The organism is Pelagibacterium lentulum, assembly GCF_003992625.1.
GTDB lineage: Bacteria > Pseudomonadota > Alphaproteobacteria > Rhizobiales > Devosiaceae > Pelagibacterium > Pelagibacterium lentulum.
Map to the genome: position 1 here is coordinate 156,160 of NZ_RZMW01000032.1, position 16,809 is coordinate 172,968.

Consider the following 16,809-nt stretch of genomic DNA (forward strand, 5'->3'; position numbering starts at 1 on the left):
TTTCCCGCCCCGGCGTTCTCGCCGGGGTTTTTTGCCCGCTTGACACTTGGTCAATCTGTTTATAGCTATATAGTTATTAAATGCATTGGTTATGAAAGGGGCTCTATCGTGCCTGCACCCGTTAAGGTCGAAACACCCAATGATCGCGATATCGTGGTCACGCGCGTTTTCGCGGCCCCTGCCGATCTGATTTTCAAATGCCACACCGTGCCTGAATATGTGCAGTCCTGGATGCTTGGGCCCGATGGCTGGCATATGCCGGTCTGCGAAATCGACCTGCGCGTAGGCGGTGGCTATCACTTTGTCTGGCGCGAGAACGATGCCGACAACCAGTTCGGAGCGCGAGGCCAGTATCGCGAGATCAAAGCGCCCGAATACATCGTAAACACCGAGCGCATGTACGGCTTTCCCGGCGCGGTCGATGGTCCCGATGGTGAAGCGCTCAACACCTTGAGCCTGGTCGAAAAGGACGGCAAGACCACGCTGACCACCACCATCCGCTTTGCCAATTCCAACGTCCGTGACGGCGCGCTTGCCAGCGGTATGGCCGATGGCATGAACCAGAGCTACGATCGAATGGAAAAGTTCATTTCAGAGAAACTGGCGAAATAAACAAAGGCGCGGGCAGGCTTCACTTGGCCTTCCCGTTGCTCTTGAAAGGCGCCATGCCCTCGTTAGCCAGCCGGTCGGCGCGCTCATTGAGTTCGTCGCCCGCATGGCCCTTGACCCAGTGCCATGAGATGTCATGGCGCTTGACGGCCTCATCGAGCGCCTGCCAAAGCTCGACATTCTTGACCGGCTTTTTGGCGGCGGTTTTCCAGCCGTTCTTCTTCCAGCCAAATAGCCAGCCACCAATGCCGTTTTTCACGTACTGACTGTCGGTATAAAGCTCCACCTTGCACGGGCGCTTGAGCGCATTGAGTGCTTCGATTGCGGCCGTAAGCTCCATCTGGTTATTGGTCGTCAGCGCGGCGCCGCCTTTGAGTTCCTTGACAGTACCGCCATATTGCAGCACTGCGCCCCAACCGCCGGGGCCGGGATTGCCCGAGCAGGCCCCGTCCGTATGGATGATGACGTTTTGGCTCATGCGTGTCCCGACGCCACCTCGAGTTCGCGCAGAATGCGCGGAATGTTGAAGGCGATATTTTCTTCTGCGGTCACGGCGATTTCCACATTCACCTCAAATCGCGCGGCAAAAGCGTCGATCACTTCTTCCACCAATGCCTCAGGCGCCGAAGCACCGGCGGAAATGCCGAGCGAAGAGATGCCCTCGAAAAGCGTCCAGTCAATATCTTTGGCGCGCTGCACCAGCACTGAAACCTTGCAGCCCGCACGTTCCCCGACTTCCACGAGACGCATGGAATTGGAAGAATTGGGCGCCCCGACAACGATCATGGCGTCAACTTGCGGCGCGACCTTCTTGACTGCTTCCTGCCGGTTGGTGGTGGCGTAGCAGATGTCTTCCTTATGGGGCACGGCAATGGAAGGGAACCGGCTCTTGAGCACCAGAACGATGGCGCTTGTATCGTCCACCGAAAGCGTTGTCTGGGTCACGAGCGCCAGATTGTTGGGATCGCGCGGCGTGAACGCCTCGGCATCGTCGACGGTCTCCACAAGGCTGATCTTGCCCGGCGGCAACTGGCCCATCGTGCCGATAACTTCGGGATGCCCCTTATGCCCGATCAGAACGATGTCCCGGCCATCCTCGGCATGACGCTGGGCTTCCACATGCACCTTGGTGACAAGCGGGCAGGTGGCATCGAGATAGAACATGTTGCGCGCCTTGGCTTCGGCTGGCACGGACCGGGCAACCCCGTGAGCGGAAAAGATCACCGGGGCGTCAATATCCTTTTCTGGAATTTCGTCCAGTTCTTCAACGAAAACAGCGCCCTTGGCGCGCAGCCCGTCCACCACATATTTGTTATGCACGATCTCATGGCGCACATAGACCGGCGCGCCATATTTCTTGAGCGCTAGATCGACGATCTGAATGGCACGATCCACCCCGGCGCAAAATCCACGCGGGGCGCAAAGCAGGATATCGAGTTTGGGCTTGTCGGTCATGTCCATCACATGCTGTTTCATCGTGCCCAAGTCAAGCCATGTTCATGTGACCAAAGGCGCAGTGAAAGCCCTGTTGCCGTATGGCACTAGCATGGGCAATATGGGCGTTGAATCAATTGGGACTTTATTTCGTGGCGGCTTCCCGGCTCATGTTTGCGATTGCGCCTGCACAGGGCAAGCCATTGCTCAGCAAGGCTCAGGCGAGCCTGCTCGTGGGCAAGGCCCGGTGGATACATGCTGTCGCCGAACGTGGCTTGCCAGTCGCGCCCACAATCGTCATTACGCGTGCGGCGTGGGAAGAGTTGCAGCAAGAGCGTAGCAATGGCGGCGATACCTTGCGTCGCGTCTGGGTCGCAACGCTCTTCAAGCTGGTCAAACCGGGCACGACCCCGCCTGAACTCGTGGTGCGCACCTCGGCCAACAAGCATATTGCCGGCCTGCAATCGGCCCGCGTCGGGCTGGCGGCGCCAGGCAAGGAGATGGATGCTGTCGATCCCCAGCGCCCGATGGGCAAGGCCATTCAGGCAGCCTTTGCATCCTACGGCCCCGAAAATGCCGGTTGGGCCGGTGATGCCGAGATTGAGCGCCGCCGCAACGAACTGGTCATCGTACAAGCGATGGCAGATGGAACAATCGAGCAGTTTTTGTCGCGCAATCTTGTGACCGGCGGTTTTGGGCCGGTGCCGATGCAGGGCGCCAAACTGCCTCGATTGCCCGATATAGAGCCACTCATCGAAACCCTCGACGCCGTTTCGGGTCAGCACATGGCGGTGCTCGTAGCCATCAAGCCCAATGAAGCGCAGTTTCTCTCCGCGCGGCCAGTCGAAGTCAGCGCAGGCGCCCAACTCGAAGCCGCGGTTGATCGGGTCGAGCGCAAAATCTGGACGCCTGCACAGGCCGTAAAACACTTCGATTCAACACAATTGCCGCAATTGCTGCACCCGCGACTGGCCACGCGCTCCGATGCCGAACCGGTCGGCGTTGGTCTTGGCGTTTCGCCAGGCGCTGCAAGCGGTGAGATCGTTTTTACCGCAGAGGATGCCGCGCGCTGCCGGGCGCGTGGGCGCCACTGCATACTCGTTGTCATGGAAACAGGTCCGGGCGATATCGAGGGCATGAAGGCAGCGACGGGCTTTGTCACCGCCCGCGGCGGCATGACCAGCCATGCGGCGGTCGTCGCGCGCATTACCGGCAAGCCCTGCGTTGCTGCACTGCGCTCGCTTCAGATCGATCCGGTCAATGGCGTCTGCAAGATCGGTGATCGCAAATTTGCCGCCGGTGAGCGCATAACCATCGATGGCAATGAAGGGCTGATCTATGAGGGCGCGCTTGCTCTTTCGCGTCCACATATCGGCGGCGCACTCTCCCGCTTGCTCGACTGGGCCGACGATAGCCGCACTATTGCCGTAAGGACCAATGCGGAAACCATAGAAGCGGCGCGCACGGCATTGAGTTTCGGCGCTGAGGGCATCGGGCTCGCGCGCTCCGAGCACATGTTTTTCTCCGCCGAACGCATGATTGCGCTGCGTCGCCTCATCCTCTCGGAAAATGAGCATGACCGCGCGACTGCGCTGGAGGGGCTTGTGGACTATCAGGCGGCAGACTATGCGGCGCTGTTTGCGACAATGCAGAACAAGCCGGTCAATGTGCGCCTGTTCGATCCGCCACTGCATGAGTTTTTGCCGCGCAGCGATGAAGACATAGAAGATACGGCCGCTTCGCTCGGCCTGTCGGTAAAGGCGCTCAAGGCGCGGCTGCAACGGCTCAGCGAGGTCAATCCGATGCTCGGCCACCGCGGATGCCGCCTTGTCATTACCTATCCGGAAATTCTCGCCATGCAGATCCGGGCACTCGTCGCCGGTGTCGAAACGGCGATGGATAATCAGGATTTGCCGGTTAACCTTGAGATCATGGTGCCCTTTGTGACCTCGGCGCGTGAAGTGTCCTGGGTCAAGTCGCGGGTGAACGAATATATCGGCAATGCCGAGATTTTTCAGCGCGGAGCAAATGTCGCCTTCGGCACGATGATCGAGTTGCCAAGGGCCTGTCTTCGCGCCGGAGACATCGCAAAGGAAGTGGATTTCTTCTCGTTCGGCACAAACGATCTCACGCAAACGACCTATGGCATTTCGCGCGACGATGCTCCAGCCTTCCTTGCCTCATACCATCGCAAGGCGCTTTACGATGTCGATCCCTTTGTCACCATCGACCAGCGTGGCGTTGGTGAACTGATTGCCCTGGCAATCGAACGGGGCAGGGCGGTCAATCCGCACCTGAAAGTCGGCATATGCGGTGAGCACGCAGGCGACCCCACATCGCTGCGCTTTTTCGCGGGCCTTGACATCGATTATGTGAGTTGCTCGCCTTATCGTGTGCCCGTGGCACGCATGGTGCTTGCTCAATCTTGAATGATACAAGGCCAATTTACGGCCCCAAATTAATCCCTTCAGCGCCTGAATGCGAACTCTTGTCCGCCATTTTGCTGATGTTTACCGCTTGCTAACCCTAATGACCGATCATCCAAATCGATGGCATTTGATCATGCTTGTGTCGATTTGAGACAGATACATGCATCGATCCGCCTTTGCAGGCTCTGAGTATCTGGGGCCTGAGAGAGTGTGCCGCATGATGTGTGAAGTGTAGAGTTGGCGTAGAGTATGGCGTACCGGTCCCATCCGGTGCGGTCCCGCAAGGGCCGCGCATCGACTGTTCTTGCACGGGCAATGGCCGGGCTGACCTTAAGTGTCTGCGCCTGGGCTGCGCTGGTCGGCGAGACGGGCGGTTATAGAGCGCTCGATCCGGCAAGCGAAATTCCTGCTGTGCCGATAGCTGCTCTGCATTTTGAGGCCAATGAGCCCGTCATTACCGGATCGGTGAGCAGCCTGTTTGACGCCCCAATATTCTCCGGTCCGAATCGCACCGATAAAACCGGTCGTGCGCGTCCCGAAACCGACATTGTGACATTCGCCCAATCCTTTGACGCTGTGCGCCTGTCTATCGCCGAGCGCCGCGCCAACGGCGATCCGCTGACAACGATGCAGTCTGACGTGATGGTTGCGGATGCGGCATCCGGGGGCGCGGAAGATGGTCCGCGCATTTCGGTTGCGTCGGTCAATACGAACTTTGCAGGAGTGGAAGGCCTGCGCGCTATCGACGCGCTTTCTGCCCCCGATGCCGATCCATCGATCCCGCGTCCGGCATCGGTTCCCGATACACTTGCCTATGCGCGGGCCAATACACCCGAGACCGACTTTACCCCCCAGCATCAATATTCCGAACGCGAACAATGGTGTCTGGCAACCGGCATCTATTTTGAGGCGCGGGGCGAGAGCTATCGCGGGCAGGTCGCGGTCGCTCAGGTCATCATGAACCGCGTCGAGCATCAGAACTATCCCAACACCATTTGCGGCGTGGTCTATCAGAACCAGCATCGGCGCAACGCCTGCCAATTCTCATTTGCCTGTGACGGCAAAACCAACGTGAACCGGACGCCGGAAGTCGCCGCTTGGGCGCGCGCCCAGGAAATCACCCAGACAGTATTGAATGGCGAGATTTATCTGACCGAAGTGGCCGATGCGACCCATTATCACGCCACCTATGTCCGTCCAGCCTGGGCGCGAAACATGGATCGGCTCACCCAGATTGGCATGCATATCTTCTATCGCTTCAAGCCAGGCTGGCGCTTCGGCTCGGTAGAAGGCGACTGGACAAGTTCTAACGGGTGACGTTGCAGGCGATAAAACTGCCGCCGGTAATGCAGGATCGAACGCCGGTCGGACGGATTTGCGTGTAGCTGTACCCGCCCGATGGGCGGCGCGAAATATGCATCATTGAGACGCCGGCCGGTCCCATCCCGTCATAGTTGCGGATAACGCCCAGCGGGAACGCGAACCATGTCGGCGGCAGCTCGTCCACCTCTATGCCCGGATAGAGCACATGGGGCGAAACCATGCCGTCGCTTGAGTAAGTGCCCGTGGAGGTGGTCGCGATGTTCACCTCCGTGACCCTGCCATAGCCAACCTTGCGCACCGTCGACGACGTGATTGGATCGAGCGATACCCAATCCGCCGCTGTCACCTCATATCGGCGATCGTCGAACTTCACGAGCGTTGAAAGCGGTGCCGCGCCAAAGCTGGGAAGAAAGCCATCCGCTCGCGCCTGACTGGCGCCAATGGCCGCCAGACAAAAAAGGCCGAACGCAACCGAAAGCCGAATAAGCGGTGAAATCCGTGACATTGTTGGCGGTTGGCGGCGTCCCGGCATGATCCGAACTCACAATTGCTCCGTGTGGCGTTAACACTTTATCAACCTTTCCGATCCGTTAACGCAAAGGCCTTTTTGCCCCATGGTTAATATCTAAAAATTTCATAAAATTGCATATATTTCAATTTGTTAGCAGTTGCGCCCAATGCGTGTCGCGCAATGAAAAAAAGCCACCGGCTTTGCGCGCGGTGGCCTTGGAAAAGGTCTGCTGAGTGAGAATTTATTGCACGGATAAACTGTCAAAGACGGACATGAACTGCTCATGGGCCTCCTGGGTCGGCCAGGGCCGGATCAGACGCTCAAAGCCGGGTAGGTCGAACCCTGCCAGTGTTGGCTCGCCGAAAATCTTGCGCGCCTCATCGGCCCCGAACCCAGCCAGGTTCACCGCTTCAAAAAAGGCTGCCTCGCGGTCGGCGCGCTTGATCAGTTTCTTGATGGCGGCAGGCGGAATGGCTGCAAGACCGAACCGCACATGGATCGCGCCGAGCAGCCGGGCTTCGACGTCCTTGTAATTGCCGCCCATCGCCGCCTTGAACGGGGAGATGATGTCGCCCATCACATATTCAGGCGCATCGTGGAGCAGCGCATAAAGCTGGCCCTTGTCGTCGAGCGTTGGCTCCAGCATACAGGCGATATCGAGAACCAGCACCGAATGCTGCGCCACCGAAAAGGCGTAATCGCCGCGTGTCTGGCCGTTCCAGCGTGCAACCCGTGCAAGCCCGTGGGCAATATCGGAAAGCTCGACATCGAGCGGCGACGGGTCGAGAAGGTCGAGCCTGCGGCCTGACAACATACGCTGCCAGGCGCGGGTTGATGCGCGTGCCATATTGCCCCCGGTTCAGGTTTGTTAGTCGTCAGAATCGCCGCCCGGCGAACCGAAAGCGTAACGCGCCCATTCGGGCAGGGCAAGCGTGACGGGCGTGTCGCCGGCCACTACATTTTCGGGGTCATCGATCTTGTCGATTCTAACAATGGCAACCGCCTGTCCGGCAACAACCTGACCGAACGTGCCGACCGATTTCCCATCAACGGTCAGTGTCTGGCTGTCCAGATTTTCAGGCAGTCCCGATACAATGGCCGGGCGACGGCGCGCGGTGCCGCGATGCTGCATCCGGGACACAACTTCCTGGCCAACATAACAGCCTTTCTTGAAGTCGATCGCGTCACGCTGGTCCATCCCCAGATCGTGCGGAAAAGCATCTTCGGTAGGAAAGTCCGGCCCCAGTTCAGCAATGCCGGCAGCAATCCGTGCTCCGGCCTGTCCAGTACCCTCGGCCCAGTCCGCTGCGATTTCCGCCGCTGCGATAATTCGGAACCCCATCTCGTTTGCGCGCGGGTCCTTGTGGCAAATTCCGGTTTCGGTTTGTATCGCGCTCCAGCCAACCCTGTGACTTTCATTGAGCATTTCGATTTCGACCTTGGCGCGCAGCCGATACATCTTCATGCGCTTGAAAAAGGCTTCAGCCACGCTCTTATGCACATCGAGCCAATAGGCGTCTCCGGCCCAGCCGATAAGCCCCTCGGCGATGATTTTGCCTTGCGGTGTGAGCAACGCAAACCAGCGCGTCAGATCGGCCTCTTCCTTAACCGGCGGCGTCAAGACATCATGGAGCAGATGCGTTGCGTCCGGTCCGCTGATGCGGAAGGCGACACGATCGGCACGCAATTCAATTCCCATTTCCCAATACCCTTGTTTTTGCCATCCGCAATCCGCTAAACCCGGCAGCAACCAAACCGATTACGGGAGATATGCCATGAGTCGCCATTTCGATACGATCTATAGCGGTGGCACTCTGGTCAATCACGATGGCATAGGTGGTGCCGATATCGGCATCATCAAGGGCCGCATCGCCGCAATCGGCGCCCTCATGCACGATAGCGCCGATGAACGGATCGACTGCACCGGGCTTACCATCCTGCCCGGTGTCATCGATACGCAGGTGCATTTCCGCGAACCTGGCCTCGACCACAAGGAAGATCTCGAATCCGGCTCGCGGGCGGCCGTCATGGGCGGTGTTACCGGCGTTTTTGAAATGCCCAACACCAGTCCGCTCACCATCACGCGCGAAACCTTTGAAGACAAAATCGCCCGCGCGACAAACCGCATGCACTGCGATTTCGCCTTCTATATCGGCGGCACCAAAGACAACGTCGCCGAACTTCCCGCACTTGAGCGCCTGCCGGGCTGTGCCGGGGTAAAGGTCTTCATGGGATCGTCGACGGGCTCCTTGCTCGTTGCCGATGACGATGGGGTGGAAGCGATCCTCTCGGCCATTTCGCGCCGCGCCGCCTTTCATTCCGAAGATGAATTCCGGCTTGAGGAGCGCAAGAACCTGCGCGTTGAAGGCGACCCGTCCTCTCATCCGGTCTGGCGCGACCCGCAGGCTGCGCTCCAATGCACCCAGCGGCTCGTGCGCCTTGCCCGCAAGACCGGCAAGCGCATTCACGTGCTGCACATTTCCACCAAGGAAGAGATCGTCTTTCTTGCCGATCACAAGGACGTCGCCTCCGTTGAAGTGACCCCGCATCACCTCACGCTGGACGAAACCGCCTATGATCGCCTTGGCACCTACGTTCAGATGAACCCGCCCGTGCGCGATGCCGAACACCGCGAAGGCATCTGGCAGGGCGTTGCCAATGGCGTTGCCGATATTTTAGGCTCCGATCATGCGCCGCATTTGCGCGAGGAAAAGGACAAGCCTTACCCCGCGTCACCCTCTGGCATGACGGGCGTGCAAACGCTCGTGCCGATTATGCTTGATCACGTCAACGCGGGACGCCTGAGCCTGCAGCGCTTTGTCGACATGACGAGCCATGGCCCGCAGCGCCTGTTCAATCTGGCTTGCAAAGGCCGGATTGCAGTCGGCTACGATGCCGATCTCACGATTGTCGATCTGGGTCGCAAGGAAACCATTGCCAACGCGTGGATCGCCTCAAAGGCTGGGTGGACCCCTTATGATGGCGTCTCTGTTACCGGCTGGCCCATCGGAACCGTCATCCGCGGCAACAAGGTCATGTGGGATGGCGAACTGGTAACGCCCGCCCAGGGCCAGCCGATCCGCTTTGCCGAGACCCTTGAGCCGCAGGCCGATTAAATCGGCAGCGGCCCGTCCGATTTCACTTCTTCGATCACCGGATAGGTGCGCGTTTCGCGCACCCCCGGCATATTGAGCAGTACGTCGCCCAGAAACGAGCGATAGCGCGTCATGTCCTTGAGCCGGGCTTTCAGCAGGTAATCGAACCCGCCCGCTACCATGTGGCATTCAAGAATTTCGGGCACCTTGCGCACCGCCTTTGAGAACTTGTCGAAAGCGTCCGGCGTCGTCTTGTCCAGAGAGACCTCCACCAGCACCAAAAGATCGAGCCCTACCTTGTGCGGGTCTATGCGCGCACCAAAACCGGCAATGAATCCCTGACGCTGCAAGCGGCGCAACCGGTCGCTCATTGATGTAGGGGCCATGCCCACCCTTGCCGCCAGTTCGGCATTGGTGATGCGCCCGTCCAGTTGCAATTCGTTCAATATGCGCCGGTCAAGTCGATCCAGATCCGTCAATTTAACGCCTCCGATACAAAATTTCGTAAAAGCTACGTGACTTCAGCCAAAGCAGCAATGGAAATTCGGAATGTTCCATATAATTTCGGAGCAGTTGGACGACGGCGAGTTCGCCCCCGACATGGACATGCTGCGGTCAAAGGGAGATAGTTATGGGTGTGGTTAAAACGGTAAAGGCAATGACCGATAGTGACCGGCAAGTGTCGGCAGAGATCAGGCGGCCCTTCGCTGGCTTTTCCGGGCGGGAGCGGGCGGATGGCCCTTTGCGGGCCGCCATCACCAACGCCTATCATCTTCCTGAAACTGTCTGTGTGCCCCCGCTCATTCAGGCGGCAACGGTAACAGAAGCACAAGCGCAAAACATTGCCGCCATTGCTGGAAAAGCCGTCCGCGCTATCCGCGCCAAAGGGCCGGGCGGTGGCGTCGATGGTCTGATCCACGAATATGCACTGTCCTCCCAGGAAGGCATTGCGCTTATGTGCCTTGCCGAAGCGTTGCTACGCACTCCCGACAATGAAACGCGCGATCTGCTGATTGCCGACAAGATCGCGCCGGGCAATTGGCAGGCTCATTTAGGGCTGGATCGCTCGATGTTTGTAAATGCCGCCACCTGGGGCCTCGTCGTTACCGGCAAGCTCGTCACGCCCGTCGATGAAAAGGGCCTGTCCAGCGCCTTGTCGCAACTGGTTGCGCGCTCCGGTGAACCGGTCATCCGTGCCGGGGTCAAGATGGCCATGAAGATGCTGGGCGAGCAGTTTGTTTCGGGTCAGACCATTAAGGAAGCGCTGCGCAACGGTAAAAGACACGAGGCCAGGGGCTTTGCCTATTCCTATGACATGTTGGGCGAGGCGGCCACCACCGCCCATGACGCACAGCGCTATTTCGATGAATATGCCAACGCCATCCATGCCATCGGTGAACAGGCAAAAGGCAGGGGTATCTATACCGGCGCAGGTATCTCGATCAAACTTTCCGCGCTGCACCCGCGTTATTTCCGCGCCCAGTACGATCGCGTGATGAACGAACTTCTGCCGCGCTTAAAGGAACTGGCAGCACTGGCAAAAGGCTACGACATCGGCCTTAATATCGACGCCGAGGAAATGGATCGCCTCGAACTCTCGCTCGATCTTCTCGAGGCTCTGGCGCTCGATCCCGCATTTGATGGCTGGGATGGTATAGGCTTTGTAGTTCAGGCCTATTCCAAGCGCTGCCCCTTCGTTCTCGACTGGATCATCGACCTTGCCCGGCGCTCGGGCCATCGCATCATGGTGCGGCTGGTCAAGGGGGCCTATTGGGACACCGAAATCAAGCGTGCCCAGGTCGACGGGCTTGAAGATTTCCCGGTCTTTACCCGCAAAGTCCATTCCGACGTCAGTTACATCGCCTGCGCGCGCAAACTGCTGGCCGCCAAGGATGTCATTTTCCCCCAATTTGCCACCCATAACGCGCAGACCATGGCGACCGTTTATGAGCTGGCTGGTCCCGAATTCAAGATTGGCGATTACGAGTTTCAATGCCTGCACGGTATGGGCGAACCGCTCTATGAGCAGGTCGTGGGCAAGGACAAGCTGAACCGGCCCTGCCGCATCTATGCGCCCGTTGGTACTCACGAAACGCTGCTTGCCTACCTTGTGCGCCGGCTTCTCGAAAACGGAGCTAACTCGTCCTTCGTTAATCAGATTGCCGATGAAAAGGTCGCTATCGAGCGATTGATTGCCGATCCGGTAAAGCTGGCATCGGAAATCTCGCCGCTTGGTGCTCCCCATCCGCAAATCGCGTTGCCGAAGGACATTCTGGGGGCAGAGCGGCAGAACTCGGCTGGAATCGACCTGTCCAACGAGCATCAACTGGCCCATCTCAAGGCTGCGCTCGACGCAACGCTTGAGCGTGACTGGCAGGCTCTACCGACAGCGAGCGACGAAAGCGCTGCCGAGACTGTCGAAATCAAAAACCCTGCCGATCACCGCGATGTAGTCGGGCAGATGCTGGTCGCCTCAGACCAACAGATCGCCAATGCCTTTGTGCGGGCAGGGCAGGCGCATACGGGCTGGGCAACAAAAGCGCCAGCCGAGCGCGCGCAATTGCTCTATGCGGTCGCCGACAAGATGCAGGAGCGTTTCGAGACCTTCATGGGCCTTGCCATGCGCGAGGCAGGCAAAACGGCGGCTAACGCCATTGCCGAAGTGCGCGAAGCCATCGACTTCCTGCGCTATTATGGACGTCAGGTTGAAACCACCTTCGACAATCGGACACACCAGCCGCTGGGAACCGTAGTCTGTATTTCGCCGTGGAATTTCCCTGTGGCAATTTTCACCGGCCAATTGTCGGCGGCGTTGGTCGCGGGCAATTGCGTCATCGCCAAACCGGCAGAAGAAACCCCGCTGATCGCGCAGGCAGCGGTGGCACTGTTCCATGAAGCGGGCGTGCCAACAGATGTTCTCCAGCTTATGCCTGGCGATGGCAAGGTCGGCGCGGCCCTTGTCGCGCATCCGGCGGTTTCCGGCGTGATGTTCACCGGATCGACTCAAGTGGCAAGGCTCATCCAGAAGCAGTTGTCCGAACGCTTGCTGCCCAACGGACGGCCCATCCCGTTGATTGCCGAAACCGGCGGCCAGAACGCGCTGGTTGTTGACAGTTCGGCCCTCACCGAACAGGTGGTGATCGACGTTCTCGCGTCCGCCTTCGACAGCGCTGGTCAGCGCTGCTCCGCCCTTCGCCTGCTTTGCCTTCAGGATGAAGCGGCCGAGCGCACCATGGAAATGCTCAAGGGCGCCATGGCCGAACTCAGGATCGGCAATCCCGATCGAATCGCGACCGACATTGGGCCGGTCATCACCGGGGAAGCCAAAACCAATATCGAAAACTACATCGCGCAAATGGCCGGGAAAGGCCATGCCATCACCCAGCTCGAACTGCCCCCCCATTGCGCGCACGGCACTTTCGTTCCGCCGACAATCATAGAGCTGTCCGATATTTCCGAGCTTGGCGAGGAAGTTTTCGGTCCGGTCCTGCATGTCGTCCGGTTCAAGCGCAACGCCCTTGATGCCATGATCGAAAAGATCAATGCGCTTGGCTATGGCCTCACTTTTGGCCTGCACACCCGCATTGACACGACCATTGCCGAAGTGACCTCGAAGATCGAGGTCGGCAATATCTATATCAACCGCAATCAGATCGGCGCCGTTGTTGGCGTGCAGCCATTCGGCGGGCATGGTCTGTCCGGTTCTGGCCCCAAGGCTGGCGGGCCGCTTTATCTGCGCCGCCTTGTGTCCACAACAGACCAGAACGTTCCCGGTCTTCCGGCACGGCAGGCTGGCCCGACCCTTGCTGCGTTCTTCCAATGGGTCGAGGAAAAGGGATATGCCGATCTTGCGCGGGCCGCACTCGATTACGGCACCCATCCGGCCATCAACGCCTTTGTGGAGTTGCCGGGCCCTGTCGGTGAGCGCAATACCTACATGACTCGCGCCAAGGGAACGGTGCTGGTAAAGGCCATATCCATGACCGGGTTGGTACACGGCATCTCAGCCGCACTCGCGGCAGGCAACAATGCGCGCGTCCAGACCGATCCGATCCTCGGTTCGGTCCTCAACAGCCTACCGCCGGAAGTGGCCTTGCGGGTAAGCGCAGCTAAAGAGGAAACGCCACAAGGCGCGGTGCAGGCCATCCTTGTCGAAGGCGACGCCGAAACGATTGCCAATGCCTGCGCGCAGGCGGCCCGGTGGCGTGGCCCGGTTATCAATGTTCAGGGCGCGTCAGCAGAAGATCTTGCTTCCGGCATTGCAGTCTTTGCCGTCGATCTGTTGGTCGATGAAGTCGCAACCAGCGTCAACACCGCCGCAGCCGGTGGCAATGCCTCGCTCATGGCGCTTGCCTGATCGTTGAAATGTCCAAATGACATCATTGACTTGGCGACCGCAATCGTATTGCTGATCTGCCAGAAGGAGTAATGCACATGATGGATGGCTTGGCCCAACACCTCTCGGCCGAACTCGAGCAGATCAAAGCCGATGGTCTTTTTAAGTCCGAGACGGTGATCGGTTCGGCTCAAATGGGCACAGTCACGGTCGCAGGGCGCGATATGGTCAATCTGTGCGCCAACAATTATCTCGGGCTGGCCGATGACCCGCAGGTGGTCGAGGCCAGCATCGCCGCGCTTGAGAAATACGGCTCGGGCATGGCTTCTGTCCGCTTCATCTGCGGCACACATGAACTGCACAAGCAACTCGAAACAACTGTCGCCCGCTATCTCGAAAAGGATGACGCCATCCTTTTCGGCTCTTGCTTTGACGCCAATGGCGGCATTTTTGAAACCCTGCTCGGGCCCGACGATGCGGTGATTTCCGATACGCTTAACCACGCCTCGATCATCGACGGCGTGCGGCTTTCCAAGGCCCGGCGCTACCGCTTCCACACATCCGACATGGACGATCTCGAGCTCCAGCTCAAGGCCGCCGAGGACGACGGCGCCCGCTTCAAGCTCATCGTTACCGATGGCGTTTTCTCGATGGACGGCTACATCGCCAAACTGCCCGAAATCTGCGACCTGGCCCAGCGCTACAAAGCGGTGGTGATGATAGATGAATGCCACGCCACCGGCCATCTGGGCGAAAAGGGCAAGGGCACGCCCCACCTTACCGGCGCCGGTAATCGGGTCGACATCATCTCGGGCACGTTCGGCAAGACGCTAGGCGGTGCAATGGGCGGCTTTATCGCAGGCCCACAGCCTGTGATCGACATTCTGCGCCAGCGTGCAAGGCCATACCTCTTTTCCAACGCCTTGCCGCCATCGGTTGCCGCAGGCGCCATTAAGGCCATTGAAATCGCTGAAAAGGCCGACGATCGCCGTGCGCTGCTTGCAAGCCACACTGCCCGTTTCCGCGCCGCACTCGCCGAAGCCGGCTTCGATCTGGTGCCCGGTGAAACCCCGATCATCCCCGTCATGCTCTATGATGCCGTAAAGGCGCAGGGTATGGCAAAGGCCCTGCAGGATCGTGGCGTTCTCGTCTCGGCATTCTCGTTTCCTGTTGTGCCAAAAGGCAAGGCGCGCATCCGCACCCAGATGTCCGCTGGGCTAACCGATGAAAATATCGACTTCGCCATCGATGCCTTTATCGGCGCTGGCAAGGACCTTGGAGTTATCTGATGACCCGCACCATGAAAGCTCTCGTCAAGGCAAAATCCGAACCGGGCCTGTGGATGCAGGACGTGCCGGTGCCGCAAATCGGTCCCGACGACGTGCTGGTCAAAGTCGCTAAAACCGGCATCTGCGGCACTGATCTGCATATCTATAAATGGGATCAATGGGCGCAGGGCGCCGTACCGGTGCCCATGACCGTTGGCCATGAATATTCCGGCACCATTGCCGAACTCGGCACCAATGTAACCCATCTCAAGGTCGGTCAACGTGTGTCGGGCGAAGGCCATGTCATCGGCTTCAAAAGCCGGGCCAGCCGGGCAGGGCGGTTTCATCTCGATCCGGAAACCAAGGGCGTTGGCGTCAACCTGCCGGGCGCCTTTGCCGAATATGTCAAAATCCCCGCCTTCAACATCGTGCCGCTGCCCGATGCAGTTGACGACGAACTCGCTGCGATCCTCGATCCCTTGGGCAATGCCGTCCACACGGCACTCGCCTTCGATCTTGTCGGGGAGGATGTGCTCATCACCGGCGCCGGCCCCATCGGCATCATGAGCGCGGCGGTCGCAAAGCATGTGGGCGCGCGTCACGTCGTCATCACAGATCCCAACGATCACCGGCTCGAACTGGCCAGGAAAACCGAACCCTCGGTGGTCACCGTCAACACATCGGAAGACCTCCGCGCCGTCGCCGAAAGTCTTGGCATGAAGGAAGGCTTCGATGTCGGCTTTGAAATGAGCGGCGCGCCGGCGGCCATGGCAACGCTCACCGATCAACTGGTCATGGGCGGCAAAATTGCCATGCTTGGCCTTCCTGCAAAGCCGTTTGAATATGATTTTGCCAAGATGGTTCTCAAGATGATTACGATCAAAGGCATCTATGGCCGGGAAATGTTCGAGACCTGGCACAAGATGCTCGCCATGCTCCAGTCCGGCCTCGACATTCGCCCCGTGATCACCAACCGCTTTGCCGCGCGGGATTTCGATACCGCTTTCAAAAGCGCCATTCAGGGCGGGGCCGGCAAGATTGTGCTGGAGTGGTGAATAGGAGCGCCCTCAGCAAAAGTGCGTAGCGGTTTTTCGGTTCGAGAGCGCGACAATGAAAGATTGAGCGCCCTCAGCAAAAGTGCGTAGCGGTTTTGCGGTTCGAGAGCAGTGAGCGGGCCAAAGTCACCAACCGCGCCCGCCTTCGTCTTCGTCCGCGGGCTCGACCCGGGGCTCTCTCTTTGCGGCGCTTGCTTGGGGCACAGACCCGCGGGTCAAGCCCGCGGGCGAAACCGGATAGGTTGGTGTTGGGTGCCTTAAGCGCGTGATGATTTTGGAATTGCCCGTACCGACGAGGTAAAGTTGAGGAGCTCGGCGTCTCACGTCCTGCCCCATCACCTCCGTTATCGTCCGCGGGCTCGACCCGGGGCTCTCTCTTTGCGGCGCTTGCTTGGGCACAGACCCGCGGGTCAAGCCCGCGGGCGAGATCGGATAGGTTGGTGTTGTAGGGCTTCTCGACTAGCGCACCATCGTCTCCCTCCACCATCTCTGCCCCGGACCTGATCCGGGGCATGGTATGCGCGCCGCTATCGGCCTTTCACCACCGCTTGCGCCAGCCTCGGTTTCCCCTCTCCCCTTGAGGGAGAGGGTGGCGCGAATGCGCCGGGTGAGGGGGCAAATGTGAGCCTGCAAAGAGACCCCTAATCCGCCCCTTCGGGGCACCTTCTTCGGTTTCAATCGTGCCACCGGCACGATTGATTGCTGCGCAACCACCTCGAAGTCCCTCAAGGGGAGAAGGATGGAGCTAT

At 59.1% G+C, this 16,809-nt stretch carries 12 protein-coding genes and 1 pseudogene; 7 read left to right on the top strand and 6 right to left on the bottom strand.

Annotation, left to right across the window (positions count from 1 at the left end):
- Window positions 1-108 precede the first annotated feature (108 nt).
- Complete coding sequence (locus tag EO133_RS09510; RefSeq protein ID WP_206513493.1) at window positions 109-612, top strand: SRPBCC family protein; 504 nt, start codon at window positions 109-111, stop codon at window positions 610-612.
- A gap of 19 nt (window positions 613-631) precedes the next feature.
- On the opposite strand, the gene rnhA is transcribed toward EO133_RS09510, so the two are convergent.
- Complete coding sequence (gene rnhA, locus EO133_RS09515) at window positions 632-1,087, bottom strand: ribonuclease HI (RefSeq protein ID WP_127072410.1); 456 nt, start codon at window positions 1,085-1,087, stop codon at window positions 632-634.
- Window positions 1,084-2,064, bottom strand: coding sequence for a 4-hydroxy-3-methylbut-2-enyl diphosphate reductase (gene ispH, locus EO133_RS09520; protein ID WP_127072411.1), 981 nt, complete (start codon window positions 2,062-2,064; stop codon window positions 1,084-1,086). Before ispH ends, rnhA begins: the two co-directional genes overlap by 4 nt.
- Window positions 2,065-2,213: 149 nt before the next feature.
- Between ispH and EO133_RS09525 the strand changes: the two genes are divergently transcribed.
- Both EO133_RS09525 and EO133_RS20530 read left to right on the top strand, forming a co-directional pair.
- Entirely contained in the window at window positions 2,214-4,472 is a 2,259-nt protein-coding gene (locus tag EO133_RS09525; protein ID WP_164734957.1) for a putative PEP-binding protein, read from the top strand.
- An 849-nt stretch (window positions 4,473-5,321) separates the two neighbouring features.
- Window positions 5,322-5,789, top strand: a pseudogene (locus EO133_RS20530) (cell wall hydrolase); the annotation flags it as partial.
- Here the strand turns inward: EO133_RS20530 and EO133_RS09535 are convergent.
- From EO133_RS09535 to ygfZ, 3 genes are all read right to left on the bottom strand, one after another.
- Window positions 5,779-6,327: a hypothetical protein gene (locus EO133_RS09535; protein ID WP_164734958.1), complete on the bottom strand. Its 549-nt coding sequence runs from the start codon at window positions 6,325-6,327 to the stop codon at window positions 5,779-5,781. The pseudogene EO133_RS20530 and the gene EO133_RS09535 sit on opposite strands and share 11 nt — an antisense overlap.
- Window positions 6,328-6,547: 220 nt before the next feature.
- The gene (locus EO133_RS09540; RefSeq protein WP_127072415.1) at window positions 6,548-7,153 is read right to left on the bottom strand and encodes an HD domain-containing protein; all 606 of its coding nucleotides are present in this window, start codon (window positions 7,151-7,153) and stop codon (window positions 6,548-6,550) included.
- 21 nt (window positions 7,154-7,174) lie between these two features.
- Window positions 7,175-8,005 carry a CAF17-like 4Fe-4S cluster assembly/insertion protein YgfZ gene (ygfZ, locus tag EO133_RS09545; RefSeq protein ID WP_127072416.1) on the bottom strand — a complete coding sequence of 277 codons (831 nt, stop codon included), beginning with the start codon at window positions 8,003-8,005 and terminating at the stop codon, window positions 7,175-7,177.
- A 76-nt stretch (window positions 8,006-8,081) separates the two neighbouring features.
- Here ygfZ and EO133_RS09550 point away from each other — a divergent pair, with 76 nt between their 5' ends.
- The gene (locus tag EO133_RS09550; protein ID WP_127072417.1) at window positions 8,082-9,422 is read left to right on the top strand and encodes a dihydroorotase; all 1,341 of its coding nucleotides are present in this window, start codon (window positions 8,082-8,084) and stop codon (window positions 9,420-9,422) included.
- On the opposite strand, the gene EO133_RS09555 is transcribed toward EO133_RS09550, so the two are convergent.
- Entirely contained in the window at window positions 9,419-9,880 is a 462-nt protein-coding gene (locus tag EO133_RS09555) for an Lrp/AsnC ligand binding domain-containing protein (protein ID WP_127072418.1), read from the bottom strand. The genes EO133_RS09550 and EO133_RS09555 overlap by 4 nt on opposite strands.
- Window positions 9,881-10,059: 179 nt before the next feature.
- Here EO133_RS09555 and putA point away from each other — a divergent pair, with 179 nt between their 5' ends.
- The 3 genes from putA (at window position 10,060) to tdh (ending at window position 16,060) form a co-directional block, all read left to right on the top strand.
- A complete protein-coding gene (putA, locus tag EO133_RS09560; protein WP_127072432.1) occupies window positions 10,060-13,758 on the top strand; it encodes a trifunctional transcriptional regulator/proline dehydrogenase/L-glutamate gamma-semialdehyde dehydrogenase in 3,699 nt (1,232 codons plus the stop codon).
- A gap of 77 nt (window positions 13,759-13,835) precedes the next feature.
- A complete protein-coding gene (locus EO133_RS09565; protein WP_127072419.1) occupies window positions 13,836-15,026 on the top strand; it encodes a glycine C-acetyltransferase in 1,191 nt (396 codons plus the stop codon).
- The gene (tdh, locus tag EO133_RS09570) at window positions 15,026-16,060 is read left to right on the top strand and encodes an L-threonine 3-dehydrogenase (protein WP_127072420.1); all 1,035 of its coding nucleotides are present in this window, start codon (window positions 15,026-15,028) and stop codon (window positions 16,058-16,060) included. The genes EO133_RS09565 and tdh overlap by 1 nt, the downstream gene beginning before the upstream one ends.
- The last annotated feature ends 749 nt before the right edge of the window (window positions 16,061-16,809 follow it).